Annotated in this window: 14 protein-coding genes; 4 read left to right on the top strand and 10 right to left on the bottom strand. The window is 70.0% G+C overall.

Annotated elements, in window-relative coordinates; all coding sequences use genetic code 11:
• Positions 1-2: 2 nt before the first annotated feature.
• From TX83_RS02565 to TX83_RS02555, 3 genes are all read right to left on the bottom strand, one after another.
• Positions 3-1,595 (bottom strand): serine hydrolase, encoded by a 1,593-nt coding sequence (locus TX83_RS02565; RefSeq protein ID WP_064746350.1) that lies wholly within the window; start codon positions 1,593-1,595, stop codon positions 3-5.
• Between the two features lie 64 nt (positions 1,596-1,659).
• Positions 1,660-4,626 (bottom strand): TonB-dependent receptor, encoded by a 2,967-nt coding sequence (locus tag TX83_RS02560; protein WP_064746349.1) that lies wholly within the window; start codon positions 4,624-4,626, stop codon positions 1,660-1,662.
• Between the two features lie 42 nt (positions 4,627-4,668).
• On the bottom strand, positions 4,669-6,189 hold the full coding sequence (locus tag TX83_RS02555) for a transglutaminase-like domain-containing protein (protein WP_425606094.1): 1,521 nt from the start codon (positions 6,187-6,189) through the stop codon (positions 4,669-4,671).
• A gap of 269 nt (positions 6,190-6,458) precedes the next feature.
• Between TX83_RS02555 and TX83_RS02550 the strand changes: the two genes are divergently transcribed.
• The 4 genes from TX83_RS02550 (at position 6,459) to TX83_RS02535 (ending at position 11,160) form a co-directional block, all read left to right on the top strand.
• A complete protein-coding gene (locus TX83_RS02550) occupies positions 6,459-7,892 on the top strand; it encodes an SH3 domain-containing protein (RefSeq protein ID WP_064746348.1) in 1,434 nt (477 codons plus the stop codon).
• A gap of 159 nt (positions 7,893-8,051) precedes the next feature.
• Positions 8,052-9,149 carry a dipeptide epimerase gene (locus TX83_RS02545; protein ID WP_064746347.1) on the top strand — a complete coding sequence of 366 codons (1,098 nt, stop codon included), beginning with the start codon at positions 8,052-8,054 and terminating at the stop codon, positions 9,147-9,149.
• A gap of 77 nt (positions 9,150-9,226) precedes the next feature.
• Positions 9,227-10,075, top strand: a complete 849-nt coding sequence (locus TX83_RS02540; RefSeq protein ID WP_064746346.1) for a MurR/RpiR family transcriptional regulator — start codon at positions 9,227-9,229, stop codon at positions 10,073-10,075.
• 284 nt (positions 10,076-10,359) lie between these two features.
• The gene (locus TX83_RS02535; protein WP_064746345.1) at positions 10,360-11,160 is read left to right on the top strand and encodes a hypothetical protein; all 801 of its coding nucleotides are present in this window, start codon (positions 10,360-10,362) and stop codon (positions 11,158-11,160) included.
• Between the two features lie 265 nt (positions 11,161-11,425).
• Here the strand turns inward: TX83_RS02535 and TX83_RS02530 are convergent, their stop codons facing one another.
• From TX83_RS02530 to TX83_RS02500, 7 genes are all read right to left on the bottom strand, one after another.
• Positions 11,426-13,297 carry a DUF885 domain-containing protein gene (locus TX83_RS02530; RefSeq protein ID WP_064746344.1) on the bottom strand — a complete coding sequence of 624 codons (1,872 nt, stop codon included), beginning with the start codon at positions 13,295-13,297 and terminating at the stop codon, positions 11,426-11,428.
• Between the two features lie 206 nt (positions 13,298-13,503).
• On the bottom strand, positions 13,504-14,706 hold the full coding sequence (locus TX83_RS02525) for a M24 family metallopeptidase (RefSeq protein WP_064746343.1): 1,203 nt from the start codon (positions 14,704-14,706) through the stop codon (positions 13,504-13,506).
• On the bottom strand, positions 14,703-16,289 hold the full coding sequence (locus TX83_RS02520) for an aldehyde dehydrogenase family protein (RefSeq protein WP_064746342.1): 1,587 nt from the start codon (positions 16,287-16,289) through the stop codon (positions 14,703-14,705). The genes TX83_RS02525 and TX83_RS02520 overlap by 4 nt, the downstream gene beginning before the upstream one ends.
• Positions 16,289-17,194: a dihydrodipicolinate synthase family protein gene (locus TX83_RS02515; RefSeq protein WP_064746341.1), complete on the bottom strand. Its 906-nt coding sequence runs from the start codon at positions 17,192-17,194 to the stop codon at positions 16,289-16,291. The genes TX83_RS02520 and TX83_RS02515 overlap by 1 nt, the downstream gene beginning before the upstream one ends.
• A complete protein-coding gene (locus tag TX83_RS02510) occupies positions 17,191-18,555 on the bottom strand; it encodes an NAD(P)/FAD-dependent oxidoreductase (protein ID WP_075574947.1) in 1,365 nt (454 codons plus the stop codon). The genes TX83_RS02515 and TX83_RS02510 overlap by 4 nt, the downstream gene beginning before the upstream one ends.
• Positions 18,548-18,793 carry a (2Fe-2S)-binding protein gene (locus TX83_RS02505; RefSeq protein WP_064746340.1) on the bottom strand — a complete coding sequence of 82 codons (246 nt, stop codon included), beginning with the start codon at positions 18,791-18,793 and terminating at the stop codon, positions 18,548-18,550. The genes TX83_RS02510 and TX83_RS02505 overlap by 8 nt, the downstream gene beginning before the upstream one ends.
• On the bottom strand, positions 18,790-19,890 hold the full coding sequence (locus TX83_RS02500; protein WP_064746339.1) for an NAD(P)/FAD-dependent oxidoreductase: 1,101 nt from the start codon (positions 19,888-19,890) through the stop codon (positions 18,790-18,792). Before TX83_RS02500 ends, TX83_RS02505 begins: the two co-directional genes overlap by 4 nt.

Raw genomic sequence — 19,890 nt, 5'->3', positions numbered from 1 at the left:
CCTCAACCGCAATCGCCGATACGCGCGAACGCCAAGTCCTCGTAGTCGTAGCTGAAGTCCGCATCCGGGTCGACCTTGCTCATGCCGAGGGTGATGCCGCCGTCCGGTGCGCGGGCGAAATCGAGCCAGGCTTCGACATCGACCTCGTCCGCGTCCCAGTCGACCAGCCACCGCCCGCCGACTTGCTGGATCTTACCGCTGAGCAGCGGGGACTTGCCTGCGACGAATCTCACCGTATCGCCCTGGGCGCACACCGAGGCTTCGCCGAACCAGGGGTCGCGGTACCGGCCCAGCCATGGCGCCAGCGCCGCGCGGCGCGCAGCCGTCCGGGCCGAGGTGTCAGGGGCGCGGCGGGACGCGGGCGCAGCCTCCTCGCGCGCGATCTCAGCCGCATATTGCGTCCAGTCGCGCGGTTGCGGCGGCGGCGCGTAGCGCTCGCTGAGCACCTGATCGAATACGCTGCGCGCATCGCCCGCATCGCCGTTGATCAGCACCACGTAACCGGCGCGCCGGTCCGGCAGCATCGCCACCAGCGAGTACATGCCCATCAGAGTGCCGGTATGCGAGACCTTGAACTCGCCGTGCACGTCGCCGAGCCGCCAGCCGTAGCCGTAGGCGGAAAAGCGGCTCCGCGACCAGTCGCGCTGGCGCGCCGAGACCGGCATCGGCATCTGCGCCGCCCACACCGCGCGGCGCTGCTCGGCCGACAACCAGGGCTTACCGTCGGCGCCGCGGCGCTCGGGGTCCAGCCAGGCCTGCAGCCAGCGCACCATGTCGTCGAGACCGCAGCGCACCCCGCCGGCCGGGTCCATGGTGCTGGCCGGAATCGCGGCGCCGTCGCGGCGCACCACCACATAGCGATCGCCGCGCCGCGCATGCGGCTGGGCCAGCTCGTCGCCGGCGCCCGGCGTCCATGAGCCGACACGGCAACCGCGCATGCCCAACGGTTCGAACACCTCGCGTTGCAACGCCACTTCGTAGGGCGCGCCCGCCGCGACCGCGGCGACCTCGCCGGCGACGATGTAGAGCAGATTGTCGTAGGCGTAACGCGAGCGGAAGCTGTGCTGCGGTCGCAGATAGCGCAGGCCGTGCAGGATGTCGGCGCGCGTGTAGGCATTGGGCTCCGGCCACAGCATCAGGTCGCCGGCACCCGCGCGCAGACCGCTGTTGTGGATCAACAGATCGCGGACCTGGAACTCGCGCGTGACCCAGTCCTCGCTCATGCGGAACTGCGGCAGATAGCGCGCGACCGGGTCGTCCCAACGCAGCTTGCCGGCATCCACCAGCCGCGCCAGCGCCGCGGCGGTCATGGCCTTGGTGTTGGAAGCGATCTTGAACAGGCTGCCCGGGCCGACCGCAGCGCCCTCGCCCAGCGCCAGCACGCCGGCCGTGCGCCGGTAGCTCGCTCGTCCGTCCTCGACGACCGCCACCGCCACGCCGGGCAAGCGGTAGCGGGCACGGATGCCGTCGACGATGCGATCGAGCTCGGCCGCGGTCGCGCCGTCGCCGGCGGCAGACGTCGAGGCAGCGAACGCCGGCGCCGCCAACAGGCCAATAAAAAGCAGGACTGCGCGCGGGAGTCGTAGGCGTCGCATCGGAACGGTCCTGAACGAAGAGAGAGGGCGGCCCGTTCCTGCGCCGCCAAAGGGGTCCGGAGGATCAGAAGTCCAGGGACACCGTCAATTGCGCGTAGCGCGGCGACTGATAGCCGGTGCCGAAGCGGTAGAACTCGTTGCGCACGCCGATGCCGCTTTCGAATTCGTCGTCGACCTCCATCACCCGCTGCTGGTTGAACAGGTTGTAGACCGCGAACTTGACCCTCAGGTCGGCGGCGCCGAACGAGCGCTGGTAGGTCACGCTGGCGCCCACGTCGAAGGTCCACGGCAGGTCGCCGCCGGAACCGCGCCGGCGCAGTTGGTAGACGCGCTGGTCGAAGTCGGCCTGGCAGTTGGACACGCAGACATAGAAGCTGTGGTAACTGGTGCCGTCGAAGGGATTGCCCTTGCCGAAGGCGTTGATCGGGCGGCCCGACTGGGCGTTGAGGGTGGCGCCGATCGACCAGTGGTCGTCGATGGCATAGGCGCCGCGCAGCTTGATCTGGTGGCGGCGGTCGTTGGGCAGCGGGCCGTCGCCGTTCAAGTTCACGAACGGGTCGTCGAAGGACTCGGTGCGCCCGGTGTTGTCGAAGCCGAAGTCGGAGTTCGACGGGCCTTCGGCATTGCCTTCGCTCTTGGACCAGGTGTAGGAGGCGTTGAACGCCCACTTGTCGTCCCAGGCGCGGTCGAGCATGAACTCCAGCGCGCGATAGGTGCGCTTGGGCTTGACCCAACCGCGGTCGCCGACGTAGTTGCCGTCGGCGTCGTACAGCGCCCAGCCGGCGCGCGAGGTGTCGATGTTGACGTAACCATCGTTGACCCCGTCGCAGTTGGTGTCGGTATAGACCGTCGCGGTCTTGCCCGGGTTGCCCATGATGTAGCCGATACTGCCGGGCTCGCCGCCGCAGAGGATGCCGTTCGAGGTCAGGTTCATGTCGTCGATGGCGTTGTGCAAGCGGCGGTAGATGCCGCGCACGCCCCACGACCAGGTTTCGTCGAGCATCGACTGGAAGCCCAGGATCAGCTCGTCCTGGTAGACCGGGTCGATGTCGGCGTCGACCTCGCTGCGCAGGTCGCCGACCGTGCCGTCGCCCTGGCTGTTGTCGACCGGTCCGATCTGAGCGCCGAGCACCGGGCGCTGGTAGGTGGCGCCGTTGTACTGGAACGACTCCAGGCCGTTGAACACGTAGAAGGTGCGCTCGTCGAGGAAAGCGCCGGCCTGCTTGACGTTGATCTGATTGACGATCGGCAGGAAGTAGCGGCCGACGTTGCCGAACAGCTTGGAACGGCCGTCGCCGCGGAAGTCCCAGGAGAAGCCCAGGCGCGGCGCCAGCATGTCGTCGATCTTGATGTAGGTGTTGCCCTCGCCGTTCTTGTTGTCGAACGCCTCCAGGCGCAGGCCGGCGTTGAGCATCAGGTTCGGCGTGACCTGCCAGTTGTCCTCGATGTAGTAGGCGCTGTTGATCGACTCGAAGCTGCCGCTGACCTCCTGCTGGCGCGCACGCACGTAGGCGTTGACGCCGGCCGGGACGATGCCGCCGTTCTCCAGCCGGGTGCCCGGCAGGGTCGGATAGATCTGGTAGTAGCGGCGGGTCGGGCCCGGATAGAAGCTCTCGTTGTCGGAGGTATTGACCTCGCGGTCCAGGCCGAAGCGCAGCAGGTGGTCGCCGACCTGCCATTCGAAGTCCAGTCGCGCCGCTTCGCGCTGGTCCTGGCCCTTCTCGATCTGGGCCGAGGACACGCAGCCGATCTGCGGCAAGCCGGCCCGGCGGCGGTCCTGGACCGCATCGCACTGCACGTCGTTGACGCTGGTCTGGATGCGGTCGCGCTTGTTCTCGCCGTACAGCGCCTTGACCGAGAACGTGTCGGTCAGATAGCCGGTATAGGTCAGCGCCCAGTTGACCCCGCCGCCCTCGCTGAACTGGGTGTTGGTGCGCGTACCGCGCTGACCGGCGGCGAAGTCGTAGCGATAGTTGTCGGTGGTGGTCTCGTTTTTGTCCGAGAAGGCCAGGAACTCCAACAAGTGGCTGTCGTTGATCTGCCAGTCCAGCTTGGTGCCCCAGAAACCCTTGTCCGACTTGCCCTTGAAGAAGGTGCTGCCGGCATCGTTGGTGCTCTCCGGCCGGTAGTCGCGGAACTCGTACATCGCGTAGAAGAACAGCTTGTCCTTGACGATGGGGCCGGACGCGTAGACGTTGAGATTGGTGCGATCGTACTGGTCGCGGCTGGCCACCCGGTAGGGATTGCCGTCGGCGTCGTAGTGGTTCTTGCCCTCGGACTGCAGCGAGGACGGCTCCCACACCAACTCGGTGCCGAACTTGAACTCGTTGGTGCCCGATTGGGTGACCGCGTTGATCACGCCGCCGGTGGTGCGGCCGAATTCGACCGAGTAGCCGCCGGTCTTGACCTGGAACTCCTTGAAGAAGCCGAACGGCACCGAGGAGAAGCCGACCCGCTTGTAGAAGTCGGTGACGTTGAGGCCGTTGATGTAGACCGCGTTTTCCGACACCGACGAACCGCCGAACGAGGCGCCGCCGTACTGTCCCTGGATCACGCCCGGAGCGAGCAAGGCCACCGATTGGGCGTCGCGGCCGACCGGCACGCGTTCGAGTTCGGCCTTGGTGACGTTGGTCGCCGATTCGGTCGAACGCACGTCGACCGGCGTGATGACGCGCGAGCCGATCACTTGCACTGCGCCCAGGTTGGTGGCATCGCCGAGGTTGATGTTGGCCTCGTTGCCCAGGCTGACCACCACCTCGACCGCCTCGCCGACGGGCGCGCCGCCCTTGCTCGCCTGCAGCTTGTAAGTGCCGATCGGCAGGAACGGGAAGCGGTAGTTGCCGTCCGCGTCGGCGCGTACCGTGCGGGTGAATCCGGTTTCCGGATTGTGCACCGTGACTTCGGCGCCGGCGTCCACCCGACCGGCGAGCGAGCCGTCGGTGTTGGCCGCCAGCGCCGGCAGCGCCATCGAAGCAAGGCAGATCCCCATCGCCATGCTCAAACCGGTTCTGACCAAGGTCTTGCCTTTCATCACCGCACTTCCTCCCCTCAATGGTTGACGCGGGCCGCGGGCTTACTTCGTTGCGGGCAGCACCTGCGCTTGGTAGTCGTAGTCCCACTGGTCGAAGTAGAGATTTCCCCCTTCCCACTCGACCTCGCCCCGTTGCGAATCCACGGTTTCGGAGCGTTCGTGCGTCTTGGCCGGAACGAACTCGCGGCCGTAATCGTCGTTGTAGGCCACCCGGTACGCGTCCAGGCCGCCGAAGTAGAAATCGGCCAATTGCGGATCGGCGCTGTCGAAGCGCCCGGTGGTCACGTCCACCGGCACCCAGCCGTACGGCGCCAGGTACATCCAGGCCCAGTCGTGCATGTTGGTGTAGCCGTCGTCGCCGAACACCCAGCCGGACTGCCAGCGCGCGGGGATGCCGTTGAGCCGCAGCAGCGCCATCAGCAGCAACGTCTGCTGGCCGCAGTCGGCATGGCCGGCGTGCAGGGCGTAGTCGGAGATGTTGGAGATCGTCGAGTACTCGCGCGCGCCGGCCCAGGGAATGCGGTCCACGGCGGCGTAGAGTTTCTTGGCGATGTAGTACGGCCGGGTCTCGTCGCCGACGACCTCGCGCGAGAACTTGCGCAGCGCCTCGGTATGGGCCTCGTGCGGCAGGCGTTCGCCCAGATGCGGCCGGGTCTCGTCGTCGACCGGCGCGGCGATCACGTTGTCCGGGTCGATCGCCCGGTACTGACCGTAGACGGTGAGTTCGTAGCGGACTTCGAACCGGGTCGGCCGGCCGGCGTGCGCGACCTGTTCCAGATAGACCGTGCGCTGCGACGCCGACTCCGGCGCGATGCGGTGCTGCGCCGGGACGCTGGCGAGGAAGTCGATCGCCTCTTGCTGGTGCGCGATCGCGCGCGGGTACGGCAGCCAGGCGCGCAGGCGCTGCCCGGCCGGCACCGCATCGGCGGCGACGGTCAGCGAGTGGGTGATGCGCACCCGCCGCGGCGCGCCGTAACCGCGCTCCAGCGCGGCGTCGCGGACCTCGGCATGATGCGGGTTGAGCCGCTCCATCGGCCCCACGCTGAGCGGCTTGGCGTCCGCGCGGCGCCGCTTCAGCGCCTCGTCGCTGAGCCGGAACAGGTTCGACGGGGCGCGCTGGAAGTAACGCTTGTCGCCGTCGATGACCTGGTGCTCGAGCAAGCCGGCGCGGTCCCAGGCGGCGAATTCCTCGCCGCGCAGGTCGGGAATCTGAGTGCGCAACTTGGCCTGGGCCTGCTCGCGGTCGAGGCTGAAATCCAGGCGGATGCGGCGCATGCGCTCGCGTTCGAAGGCGATCGCCCGGCGCAGCTTGGGGCTGAGCCCAGGCAGGCTGAGCGAGCGTTCGATGCGCGCCGCGGCGTCGCGGAAGTCGCCGCCGTCGATCAGGGCGCGGATCGCGGCCAGGGCTTGCTCGGCCTGGCGCGAAGCCGAGGCGGCGGCATCGGCGCCGGCCTCGCTCTGCGCTGCCCAGGCAGGCACGATCAGGTCCAGCACCAGCGCCGCCGGCAACGCGAACGCCAGCCCCAGGGCCAGCGCAGCCGAACGGCTGCGCCGCGCAGGCAAAGCGATGGCCCTCGCGCGGGGAGCGATAAACAGCAGGTCAGTCACGGGATCCATACCTGGTGTCACCCACGCGGGGGCCATCGGTTCATGGCTGTGTAACATGGGCGGTGGGCGTGGTCAATAAAATATTCTCTATCTATTCACGCCTGGAAATATGTATTCTCGGATCGACCCGGCGCGCACGGTTGGCGTTACGGGTCGGTGCCGGACGACCGGCATCGGGCCGAGCAGGCGTCCGGACCGATCCGGCGCACCCGGAGCATGCAGCGATGCGTAGCGCTTTCCGCCAGCCACCCGCCGGCCGCCCGTCAGGCGCCCGTCGCACCGCCGCGCTGTGGAGCGGCACCCTCGCCGTCGCCCTGACGCTGGGCCTGACCGCGCAGGCGCGGCCGCCGGCGACCGGCGTGATCGGCATCGAGGAGGGGCAATTGAACGCCGACTACTGGGTCCGCCAGCAGACCCATCCCGATACCCCCATCCTCGACCGCGCCGCGATCGCCGCGCAGAACCGGCGCCTGCGCGAACTCGACCCTTCGGTGCACGACATCGAACAGCTGCCGGCACGGCTGCCGCGCGAACAGGTGCGGGCCTGGATCCAGGCCCTGTCGCAACCGCGCGAGGAGACCCTGTACGACGAACGCGGCGACGCCGTGCCCGCGGCGACGCTGCAGGCGCTGAGCGACGGCCTGGCGCTGGACGCGATCCCGGCGCAGCAACCGCGCCGCTACGGCATGGTGGTGCGCCGCGCCGATCTGCGCACCTTCCCGACCCGGCTGCGGGTGTTCACCAGCCGCGGCGACACCGACATCGACCGATTCCAGGAAAGCGCGCTGTTCCCCGGCACGCCGGTGGCGATCGTGCACGAAAGCGCGGACGGCCGGTACTGGTTCGTGGTCAGCGAACTGTATGCGGCCTGGGTCGAGAAGGACCGCATCGCCGAGGGCGAGGCCGGCGAGATCTTCGCCTATGTGCGCAAGACCCCGTACCGCATCGTCACCGGCGCCACCGCCCGCACCGTGCACACGCCCGAGCAGCCCGGCGTGTCCGACGTGCAACTGGAGATGGGCGTGCGCGTGCCGTGGCTGGCCGACTGGCCGGCGCAACGCGAGGTCAACGGCCAACACCATTACGCTTCGCATGTGATCGAGCTTCCGTATCGCGACGACGCCGGCCGGCTGAAGTTTTCCCCCGCCCTGCTGCCGCGCACCGCCGACACCGCGTCCGACTACTTGCCGCTGACTCAGGCCCACCTGGTCCGGCAAGGCTTCAAGTTCTTCGGCGAGCGTTACGGCTGGGGCCACTCCTACAACACTCGCGACTGCAGCGGCTTCGTGTCGGAGATCTACCGCAGCTTCGGCGTGCAGCTGCCGCGCAACACCCGCGACCAGGCGGTCAGCCCCGCGCTGAACCGCATCGACCTGGCCGACGACCTCGGCCACGACGACCGCCTGGCGCTGCTCAAGACGTTGCAGGTAGGCGACCTGATCTACATCCCCGGCCACGTGATGATGGTGGTCGGCCACCAGGACGGCTGGCCCTACGTGATCCACGACACCACCGGCATCACCTTCCGCGACCGCACCGGCGAACTGGCCCGGGTGCGGCTCAACGGCGTGTCGGTGACGCCGCTGGTGCCGCTGCTGTTCGATCGCGAACAACCTACCGTGGACCGCATCACCAGCATCCAGCGGATCCGTCCATGAGCCTGCGCCCGCGCTCAGGACGAGCCGCCCCGCACGCCCGCCGCGCCCCGCGCCGGCCCGGCTTCACGCCTTCGTGCGCGCCCGGATAGTGAACTTTCCGCCGCTCGCGCGCCTCTCCTCTCTTCTCCGACCGACGAACCAGTCCAGACCATCGACCACATGAAGATCACCGACATCCGATTCGGCATGCTGCGGGTACCGCTCAAGACGCCGTTCAAGACCGCATTGCGCACCGTCGATACGGTCGAGGACATCGTCGTGACCATCCATACCGACACCGGCCATATCGGCTACGGCGAGGCGCCGGCGACGGCGGTGATCACCGGCGACACCCACGGCTCGATCGTCGAGGCGATCCGCAAGTTCATCTCGCCGCGCCTGATCGGCCAGGAGATCGCCAACCTCAACCGCATCACCGGCCTGATCCAGGGCGCGATCGAGAAGAACTCCAGCGCCAAGGCCGCGGTCGAGATCGCGGTCTACGACCTGTTCGGCCAACTCTACGGCGCGCCGTTGTACAAGATGCTCGGCGGCGGCGATCCGGTCATCACCACCGACATCACCATCAGCGTCGACTACATCGAGAAAATGGTCGCCGACTCGATCGCCGCCTGCGACCGCGGCTTCGAGTCGCTGAAGATCAAGGTCGGCAAGGACATCGGCGTCGACATCGAGCGGGTCAAGGCGATCTACGCCGCGGTCGAAGGCCGCGCCCTGCTGCGCCTGGACGCCAACCAGGGCTGGACCGCCAAGCAGGCGGTGTACGCGCTCCAGACCCTGGAAGATGCGGGCGTGCGTCTCGAACTGGTCGAGCAACCGGTCAAGGCCCAGGACCTGGACGGGATGAAGTACGTGACCGACCGGGTCCACACCCCGATCATGGCCGACGAGAGCGTGTTCGGCCCGGCCGAGGTCATCGACCTGATCCGGATGCGCGCGGCGGACATCATCAACATCAAGCTGATGAAGACCGGCGGCTTGTCCAAGGCGATCCAGATCGCCGACATCGCGGCGATGTACGGCGTCGACTGCATGATCGGCTGCATGATCGAGACCAGCATCAGCGTCGCCGCCGCCGTCCACCTGGCGGTGGCCAAGGCCAATGTGATCACCAAGGTCGACCTGGACGGTCCCTCGCTGTGCGCATTCAATCCTGTCGACGGCGGGGTTATCTTCAACGAGTCGGAGATCACCGTCACCGACGCGCCCGGGCTGGGCATCCGCGAGATCCGCGGGTTGGAGCCGTTGCCGGCCTGACTCCGCCGGGGCTGGCCGCCGGCCCCCGCTTCGCCCGTACCGCCGAACAGGACCGCTGCACAGGACCGGACCCGCCGATGTCGCCCTTGCTCAAGATCCGCTCCGAACGCGACCAGATGTCGGCGATCGAACGCCGGATCGCCGATTACCTGCTGGAGAACGCGCACCTGCTGCGCGACTATTCCTCGCAGCAGCTGGCCAACGCGCTGGGCATCAGCCAGTCGAGCGTGGTCAAGTTCAGCCAGAAGCTCGGCTTCAAGGGCTACCCCGACCTCAAGTACTCGATCGGCGAGGCGGTGGCGCGCGGCGACGCCCAGGACGAAGGCGCGGTGGCCGAGGCCATCGATACCGATCCGCACGTTGCCCTGGCCGAACGCCTGTGGCACGCCAAGACCCGCGCCGAGGAAGAGACCCGGCTGATCAACCCGCCCGAGCGCATCGAAGCCATCGCCGAGGCGGTGCAGAACGCGCGCCGGGTGTTCATCATCGGCCTGGGCGAGGACGGCATCCCGGCACGCGCGCTGGCGCTGAAGCTGGCGATGATCGGCATCCTCGGCGTGCACCATTTCGATCCGGTGCTGATGACCGCCAGCACCGCCAGCGCCAACGCCCAGGACGTGCTGCTGGTGTTTTCCGAGTTCGGCAAGCAGACCGTGCTCTGCCACCTGGCGCGCAGCTTCGCCGCGACCGGCGGCAAGGTAGTGTCGGTGACCCGGCACACGCCCAACCCGCTGCGCGCCCACGCCGATTACGCGTTGCTGGTTTCGGCCCACGACGAACGCGCGCATATCGAGCCGTTGCTGTACCAATCGGCGCTGCAGCAGTTGCTCGACCTGATCTTCATCCTGCTGTGCGAGCACGGGCAGGGCCGGCTCAGTCAGCTCGACAGCAGCGCCGAGCGGATCCAGGACATGCTCGACACCTGAGCCCCGGGGCGGGTCGCGGAGCGCGCGACGGCGCGGCCGGCCGGGAAGCGGAGGCGACTGGCACCGGCGCGTCCGGGGCGAAGGGCATCCGCCTCGACGGACGCCGCCGTTCGGCGCCGACGCGCCAGGCTTCGCCGGCCGGTTCGGACGCTGCCGGTCCCGCCTCGCCCGGTTCGGGTACGCTCGATACGTGATGCTCGATTGAGTACGCCCGATCCGATGCGCCCGATCCGGGCCGCCCCACCCCGAGCGACGACTGCCCCGATGTTCCGCGAGGACCCGCCATGCCCGACCTGCCGCCCCGTTCCCGCGCCCGTCTGCGCGCACTCGTTGTCGTCGCCTCGGCGCTGATGGCCGCCGCCTGCGCCACCCGCGGCGACCGCGCCGGCCCGGGTCCGGAGCAGGCGCAGCAGTTGGTGCTGGTGGTGACCGCCGACTGGAACGCCAGCGGCGGCCGCCTGCAACGCTATGAACGCGACGGCGCCGGCTGGCGCGCGGTCGGCGATGCCACCGCGGTCACCGTCGGCCGCGCCGGCTCGGCCTGGGGCCGCGGCCTGCACCAAGTGCCGGCCGGCGAACCGGGCCCGGTCAAGCGCGAGGGCGACGGCCGCGCCCCGGCCGGCCTGTTCCGCATCGGCACCGCCTTCGGCTACGCCGAACACGCCGCCACCGCCCTGCCCTACAGCGCGATGACGGTGTCGGACTACTGCATCGATGTCGCCGATTCGCCGCTGTACAACCGCATCGTCGACGCACGCGAGGTCGGCGCCGCCGCGGTCGCCGGTTCGACCGAACCGATGCGCCGCGACCTGCACGCCGACGGCGACCAACGCTATCGCCAGGGCTTCGTGATCGAACACAACGCCGACGGCGCGCGCGGCGCCGGCAGCTGCATCTTCGCCCATCTGTGGAAGGCCCCCGGCGAGGCCACCGCCGGCTGCACCGCAATGGACCCCGACCGCATGAGCGAACTGCTGGCCTGGCTGCGACCGCAGTCGCGCCCGGTGTTCGCGCTGTTGCCGCAAGCGCAGTACCGGGCGCTGTGGCGCAACTGGGGCTTGCCGGCGCCGGACGACGCGCGCTGAGCACGCTTGCGGGGGTAGGAGCGGCGTGAGTCGCGCCCCCGGGACGCGCGCAGCAAACATCGCCTACGGCATTCGCCGAATGCCGGCCAAGAGCGCGTGCAGGAACGGCGCGGCGCGGGGATGTCTGCGCCCGCAAGCCGCGGCCAGGAGAGTGCGACACATGCTGTTCCGCGGCCCGCGCGCGTCGAGCGGGCGCGCGGCCCGATGGCACCAGAAGCCCGTCCCCCGCGCCCTTTTTCAAAGGGAGGGGGAACGCCGCCGACGATCAGCGCCTGCCGCCGCCGGCTCCCGCCTTGCCGCTGTCCGCACCGGCCGCCTTGGCCTGCTTCGCCGCCGCCTTCTCGCGGCTCTCGACGATGAACCGGTCCACCCGCTGCTCCAGCACCGGCAACGGTACCGAGCCCAGGGCCAGGATCGCGTCGTGGAAGGCGCGGATGTCGAAATCCCGGCCCAGCGCCTGCTCGGCCTTGGCCCGCGAGCGCTCGATGCTCATCTGCCCGAGGTAGTACGACAAGGCCTGTCCCGGCCAGCCGATGTAACGGTCGACTTCGGTCTGGATCTCGTGCTCGCTGAGCGCGGTGTTGTCGCGCAGGAAGGCCTGGGCGCGCTCGCGGCTCCAGCCCAGGTGGTGCACGCCGGTATCGACCACCAGCCGGCTGGCCCGCCACATCTGGTAGGTCAGATAGCCGAAGTAATCGTACGGCGTGTCGTACAGGTTCATCTCGATGCCGAGCTTCTCCGAATACAGCGCCCAGCCCTCGCCATAGGCGGAGATATAGGTGTAGCGGCGGAAGTCCGGCAGGCCCTCGTGTTCGGCGGCCAGCGAGGTCTGCAGCGAATGCCCCGGCGCCGATTCGTGCAGGGTCAACGCGGCCAGGTTGAACAAGGGCCGCGACGGCAGGTCGTAGGTATTGAGCAAGTACACATCGCGGCCGCCGCGGCCGGCGGTGTAGAACGGCGCCAGGTCCGGCGGCACCGGCTTGATCGCGAAACGCTGGCGCGGCAACAGACCGATGAGCTCGCCGATCTGTCCGTCGACGCGCTTGGCCAGCCACGACGCGCGCATCAGCAGCTCGTCGCCGGTCTTGGGATAGAACTTGGGGTCGGTGCGCAGGTAGTGCAGGAATTCGGCGAAACTGCCCTTGAAGCCGGTCTTGGCGATGGTCTGGTCCATCTGCGCGCGGATCTTGGCCACTTCGGCCAGGCCGATCTCGTGGATCTGCGCCGGCGCCAGGTCGAGCGTGGTGTATTCGCGGATCTTCGCCCGGTACAGCGCCTCGCCGTCGGGCAGGGCCTCGGCGGCCAGGGTGGTGCGTGCGCGGGTCATGTATTCCTCGCGCATGAACGCGAGCAGCTTGCGATACGCCGGCAAGACCGCCTCGTCGATCGCGCGCGCGGCCTCGGCGCGCAGCCGCGCCTGTTCCGCCGCCGGCAGGTTGGCCGGCATCTGCTTGAACGGGGTGTAGAACAGGTTGTCCTCAAGCTTGGCGTCCAGCACTTCCTTGATCGAGACGTCGCGCCCGCCCAGGGTCGCGCGCGGCACGCTGTAGCCGCGGTCGAGCCCGGCGCGCATGTTGGCGATCTGTTCGTCGAAGTAGCGCGGGATGTCGCGCAACTGGCCGAGGTAGCGGCGATAGCCTTCGGCGTCGCGGATCGGCCGGCGCGCGGTGAAGCCCAGGTTGGTCCAAAACGCGCTGTCGCTGTTGAACGGCATTTCCCAGCTGCGCAGGCGCTGGTTGGCGAGCAGGCTCTGGATCTGCTGGCGGAACACCTCGTAGTTGACCGGGTCCTCGCCGCGCAGCTGCGACTTGTCGATCGCGTCCAGTTCCTCCATCACCTGCGCCCAGTAGCGCTCGCGCGCGGCCTGGCTGGCCGGGTCGACCTTGGGCAGCTTGTCCGAGGGCTGGCCCTGCACGTCTTCGTCGTCGCCGCCGGCGAACTGGGCCTGGCGCCATTTCCATTCGCGGGTGTACAGCGCCTTGAAGCGTGCGCCGACCGCGTCTTCGCTGCGCTGCGCGGCGACGGACTCGGCAGCGGGCTCGGCGGCGAACGCCGGCAACGCGCCCAGCGCGAGCGACAGGGCGACGGTAAACGCAGCGCGGGAGGCGCGCAGGTAGCGGGGGCGGCTCGGGGTCATCGCGGGACTCGATAGCGGGACACGGAAGCGTGGATCATGCTTCATCCGCGCGCAGCGCGGATGTGCCTGAAGTGTCTGCCCCGCGCGCAGCGCGAGTGTGCCTGAAGTGTCCGCCCCGTAGGCAGCGCGGGTGGGCCTGCAGTGTCCCTACGCAGCGCGCGGCGCGCGCGGGCCGGAAACGCCCGCCGCAGCCGCGGCGCTCCGGCTCAGTCCGCGAACGGCCGGTCGATCGCCGGCGAAGGCTGGGTGAACCAGCGCGCGCCGTCCTCGGTGACATGGAAATGGTCCTCCAGCCGGACCCCGAAGCGGTTCGGCACCACGATCATCGGCTCGTTGGAGCAGCAATTGCCGCTTTCCAGGCCCAGCGTATTGCCGCGCACCAGGTAGGGCGCCTCGTGCACGCTCATGCCGCAGCCGTGGCCGGTGCGGTGCGGCAGGCCCGGCAGGCGGTAGTCCGGGCCCAGGCCGGCGCGCTCCAGCACCTGGCGGGCGGCGCGGTCGACCGCTTCGCCGCTGACCCCGGGGCGGACCGCGGCGAAGGCCGCCGCCTGCGCTTCGCGTTCCAGTTCCCAGATCCGGGTCTGCTCGGCGTCGGCGCGGCCGCAGATGTAGGTGCGGGTGATGTCGGACTGATAGCCCTGCACCGCGCAGCCGGTGTCGATCAGCACCAATTCGCCCTCGCGCAGGCTTTGCTCGCCGGGGATGCCGTGCGGGTACGCGGTGGCCTCGCCGAACTGGACGATGCAGAAGGTCGAGCCGTTGTCGGCGCCGAGCGCGCGATGGGCCTCGTCGATGAAGCGGCGCAGCACCGTGGTGGTCACGCCTTCCTCGGCCAGGCCGGCGGCGAGCCGCTGTACCTGCAGGGTCATCGCCGTCGCCTGGTACATCAGCGCCAACTCGGCCGGCGATTTGCGCGCGCGGCACCCGTCGACGATCGCCGTCGCGTCGGCGATGTCCAGGTTCGGCGCCGCCGCGCGCAGGCCGGCGTAGATCGCGAACGCCGCGCCGGGGTCCAGCGCCAGCCGGCTCGCGCCGCGCTCGCGCAAGGTCGTCGCGACCAGCGCATGAGGGTCTTCGTGTTCCTCCCACAACCGCGGCTGCGCCGGGATGTGCAGCACGTGCGACAGCGAACCGGCTTCGAACCCCGGCGCGATCAGCACCGGATCGCCGTCCAGCGTCAGCAGCAGCGCCACCAGGCGCTCGCTCGCGCCCCAGGGCACACCGGCGAAGTAGCGCAGCGAGGTGCCTGCGCCGATCAGCAGCGCATCGCGCCCTTGTGCGCGCATCAGCGCGCGGGCGCGCTCGATGCGCTGCTGGTATTCGGCGGCGCCGATCGCCGGCGCACGTTCGCTCCACGGCGCCAGTTGCGCCCGCGCCTGCTCCAGGGTCAAACCGCCGATCTGGCTCATGCCGATTCTCCCACCGCCGAGGCGGTCCAGTGTCCGTCGATCTTGCGCATCATTCCAGCCGGGCCGCGATCGCGAAGTTCGACCGGCAGATGTCCGTCGTCGATGTGGTCGTAGCAATGCAGCGCAGCGAAACGCCGGATCGCCGCCGGCAGACCGACCGCGGTGAAACCGGGGTGACCGGTGCTCGGGTACGGTCCGCCGTGGTTCATCGCCGCGCTCACTGCGACTCCGGTCGGCATGCGGCCGCCGATCAGGCGCCCCACCTTCGGCCGCAGCGCCGCCGCGACCGCGTCGCGCGCGGCGCGATCTTCGGCGTCCGCGTAGAGGGTGCCGGTGAGCTGGCCGTCGAGCGCGCCGATCACCGCGACCGCTTCGGCGACATCGGCCGTGCGCACGATCAGGCTCGCCGGGCCGAATGCCTCGGTCTGTAGTCCAGGCTTCGTCAGGAATTGCGCTGCGTCGATGCAGAACAGCGCCGGACGCACTCGATAACCGGGACCATCGGCAGGCGCGTCTCCCGCCAGCGCGGATGCGCCCAGACTGCGCCACTGCGCCAAGGCGCTCAGGTAGTGATCGCGCACTCCCTGCGAGAACACCGCCCCTCCCGGCGCGGCGGCCATGCGCTCGGCCGCGGCCGCGACGAAGGCGTCGCCGGCCGCGCCCCGCGGCACCACCAGCAAGCCGGGGTTGGTGCAGAACTGGCCGACGCCGAGCGTGCACGAACCCACGAACTCCTGCGCCAGTGCCGCGCCGCGGGCCCGCAACGCCCCTTCGAACAGGAACACCGGGTTGAGGCTGGACAGCTCCAAATAGGACGGCACGCCGGCCGCGTCCGCCGCCGCCTTCAGCGCCAGCCCGGTACCGCGGCCGCCGGTGAAGGCGATCGCGCCCATCCGCGGGTCGCCGGCCAGGCGCAGGCCTTCCGTGTGGCGAAGCTGGTACAGCGCCTGCACCGACGCCGCCGGCAGGCCGGCGTCGAGCAAGGCGCGATGCGCTAGCTGCGCCAGGCGCCGTCCGGTCGCCGCATGCGAAGGATGCAGCTTGGCGATCACCGGGTTGCGCGCGGCGATCGCCGAAGCGAAATCGCTGCCGGCCACCGCATTGAAGGCGAACGGAAAATTGTTCGGCCCGAACACCAGCACCGGCTTGTTCAACGGCGCCAGATGCGAGCGCAAGCCGGCGACGGTATCGATGGTCGGCTCGGTCCAGGCGTACTCGCGCGCCGCGCGTGCGGCCTGTCGCAACTGGCCGGTGGTGCGCGGCAGCTCGACCTGGGCCAGACGCGGCTCGACCGGCAAGGCGGTCTCGCGATGGGCCAGCGCGACCAACTCCGCCGCATCGTCCTCGATCGCCTGGGCATAGCCGTCGAGGAAGGCGGCGATGCGCTGCGGATCGGCCGCGGCCAACTCGTCGGCGACCGCGCAGGCCGCGGCCAGCGCCGCCTGCGCGTCGCCGGCGCCGGACACCGGGAACGTCGGCGCCAGCGCTTCGCCCGTGGCGGGATCGGTGGGACGGAACTCGCCGACACCGTCGCGCGAAGGCTGCCAGCGGCCTTCCAGCAGGACGTCTGCGCGCGCGTCCATCAGCGGACCGGCCGGGTGGCGGCAGCGCGCTCGATCACCACCAGCGCGGCGGCGCGCTCGGCGCCCTCCAGGGCCATGCGCGGCGCGCGCACGCGTTCGCTGCCCAAGCCGACCTGTTCCTGCACCAGCTTGATCAGTTGTACGAACTTGGGCACGGTGTCCAGACGCAACAGCGGCAGGAACCAGGCGTACAGCTCCTGCGCCGCGCGCGCGCCGCCGTCGCGGGCCAGTTCGAACAGGCGTACCGATTCGTGCGGATAGGCGTTGACCAGGCCGGCGATCCAGCCGGTCGCGCCCATCGCCACGCCTTCGACGATCGCGTCGTCCATGCCGACCAGCAGCTCCAGGCGCTCGCCGAGCAGGGCGCGGATCGCGGCGAAGCGGCGAACGTCGGCCGAGGATTCCTTGACCGCTTGCAGGTTGGGCAGCTCGGCGGCGAGTTCGGCGATCTGCTCAGGCACGAAATCGGTCCTGTAGGCGATCGGGTTGTTGTAGAGCATGCACGGCAGCGAAGTGGCGCGGATCACCGCCTCCACGTGCGCTTTCATTTCGCGCCAGTCGGTCGAGTACACGTACGGCGGCAGCACCATCAGGCCGGCGCAACCGATCTTCTCGGCTTCGCGCGCCAGCCGCACCGCCTCGTCGGTGGACAGCGCGGCGATGCCCGGGATCACCGGCGCCTTGCCTTCGAGCGCCTCGACCAGGGTGCGCAGGATCGCGCACTTGTCTTCGAAGCTCAGCGTCGCCGCTTCGCCTAGCGAGCCCAGCGGCACGATGCCGATGCAACCGGCCTGGATCATGGTCCGCGCATGGTGGGCGAGGAAGGCGTGGTCGATCGTGCCGTCGGCGGCGAAGGGCGTGGTGATGGCGGGGATGACGCCGCGCCAGAACGGGGCATTGCTCATGAAGTCGATCCTTGCGATGCGATGGAAGTGGAAGCAACGGATGCCGACGCGTCGGCGGGAGAAAATCCGGCCTGGGCCAATTCGGCCAGCCGGGTCGGAAACAGCGGCGGTCGCATGAGGGATGCGCCCGCAGCCGAGTCCGAAGAGACGGGATATGCGTTCAATTCGGCCAAAGCCGCCCCGCAGATTCGGCCCTGGCAGCTGCCCATGCCGCACCGCGTGGCGAGTTTGGCCGCGCGCGCGTCGGCCCAGCCTTGCAGGCGCGCCAGCGGTACGTCCTCGCAGCGGCACACCAGGGTGTCGGCGGTGGCGCAGGCGCGCACTTCGTCGCGGACCGTGAAGTGCGCCGGCAGCAACGCCGCGAAGCCGCGAGCGCGTTGCCGGCGCGGGTACAGGGCGCGGGCCGCATCGTCGAAGCCGGCGGCGTGATGTCCGGCGATCGCGCCTTCGATGCGCGCGCAGTCGATGCCGCCGATGCCGCAGGCCTCGCCGGCCGCGTACACGCCGGCCACGCTGGTCGCCTGGCGCGCGTCGACTCGCACGGCCGCGTGGCGGCCGTGCGGCACCGTCGCGCAGCCGAGCTGGCGCGCGAGTTCCAGGTTCGGCACCAAACCGTATCCGACCGCGAGCTGGTCGCAAGCGATCCGTTCCACGCCGCGCGCCGTTTCGATCTCGACCTCGCTCACCTTGCGCTCGCCATAGGCCGCGCGCACCCAGGCGCCGCAGCGGTACGGGACGCCGGCCAGGCGCGCGCGCAGCGCCGCAGCCTGCGCCAGCTTGGCCGGCCAGCGCCACAGCCGTGCGGCGAAACCGCGCACCGACGCAGCCGGCGCCTGTTCGCAGATCGCCAGCACCTGCGCGCCGTGCGCACGCAAGGTGGCCGCCGCCGCCAGCAACAACGGGCCGCTGCCGGCCACCAGTACGCGCCGACCGGCGATCGGCCAGCCTTGCTTGACCAGCGCCTGCAGAGCGCCGGCGCCGCTCGCGCCGGGCAGCGTCCAACCCGGAAACGGCAGCAGCAGCTCGCGCGCGCCGGTGGCCAGGACGAGGCTGCGATACCGCAGTTCGTGCAGGCCCTGTTCCTGCTCGATCAACAAACGTCCCGGGGCGGACGCGAAGGCCTGCGTCGCCAGATGCCATTGCACCGGTACGCCCCGTTCCAGTTCGGCCAAGGCGCGATGCAGCCCCGGCGCGATGCCGCGCTGTACGTCCGGCCGCCATACCTGGCCGCCGGCGCGCGCCTGCAGATCCACCAGCGCGACCTGGGCGCCGTGCGAAGCGGCCGCGCGCGCCGCGGCCAGTCCGGCCGGGCCGGCGCCGACCACCAGCACGTCGATGAGGACGTCGTGCGCGTCAGTCATCGCAGCGCACCCGCATGCCCTCGCGCGCCGGCACCAGACAGGCGCGCCGATGCGCGACGCCGTCGATTTCGACCCGGCATTCGAAGCAGACGCCCATCCCGCACAAGGGCGCGCGCGGCTCGCCGCCGCAGGAGCGGCGGAAATGCGCGCCGGCGCGCGCCACCGCCGCAGCGACGTTGGCTCCGGCCGGTACGTCGACCGCGACCTGGTTGACCCACAGCCATAGCTTGGCGCTCATCGCAGACTCCTCGCGGGCGAAAACGGCGCCATGTCGATCTGCGGCGCGCGGCCGAGCATCTGATCGATCAGCAGCTGCGCGGTGCCCAGCGCCGTGGTCACGCCCAGCCCTTCGTGCCCGGCCGCGACCCAGGTGTGCGCGCGGTCGGCGACGGCGCCGATGTAAGGCCGCCCGTCGGGCGTGGTCGGTCGAAAACCGGTCCAGACCCGCAAGGCCTGCAGCTCGCGCAACATCGGCAGGTACTCGAAGGCGCGCTCGAGCATGCGCTGCAACATCGGCCACGACACCTCGCGCCCTTCGACGCCGAACTCGCGCGAGGAACCGATCAGCAATTGCCCGGTCGGGCGCGGCTGTACGTTGAAAGCGACACTGCTGTCGGCGTCGCCGTGGGCGCTGTCGGCATAGCCCAGTTCCAGCAGCTGATGCCGCACCCGTCCGGGATAGCGCTCGGTGATGACCAGATGCCCCTTACGCGCGCGCATCGGCAGCTGCGGCAGCAGTTCCGGCAGGGCGCAGCCGGTCGCGACCAGCACCGGCCCGGTCAGCTCGCTGCCGTCGTCCAGGCGCACGCCTCGCGCGCTGAGCGCCGATGCGCGCCGGCCGAGCCGACAGTCGGCGCCGCCGGCGCGGGCACGTTCGAGCAAGTGCAGCGCGACCCGCGGCGGGTAGACCACCGCCTCGTCGGCGACCAGCATGCCGCCGCGCAACCCCGGCGCCAGGGCAGGCTCCAGGCGATACAGCTCTTCGGCATCGATCTGCCTGGCCTGCACCCCGGCCGCAGCCAGGCGCGCGATCTTGGCGGCGATGCCGTCGTACTCGCGCGCCGTGCGCGCCACCCACAACGTGCCGCAACGGCTGAACTCGGCGTCGGCCAAGCCGGCATAGCGCTGCCACAGCTGCAGCGAATAGCGCGACAACGCCAGCTCGGCGGGGTCGTCGTCCATCGCCACCAGATGCCCCATCGCCGCCGCGGTCGCGCCGCCGCCGACCGGGCCCGGCTCGACCACCGCCACCCGCAGGCCTTCGGCCGCCGCACGTTCGGCGCAAGCGGTGCCGACGATGCCGGCGCCGATGACGATGAGGTCGTATGCGGCCAT

It is taken from the genome of Lysobacter antibioticus HS124 (assembly GCF_000336385.2).
GTDB classification, from domain to species: Bacteria; Pseudomonadota; Gammaproteobacteria; order Xanthomonadales; family Xanthomonadaceae; genus Lysobacter; species Lysobacter firmicutimachus.
Note: the sequence above shows the minus strand (reverse complement) of the source record. Positions and strands in the feature narration are given on the sequence as shown.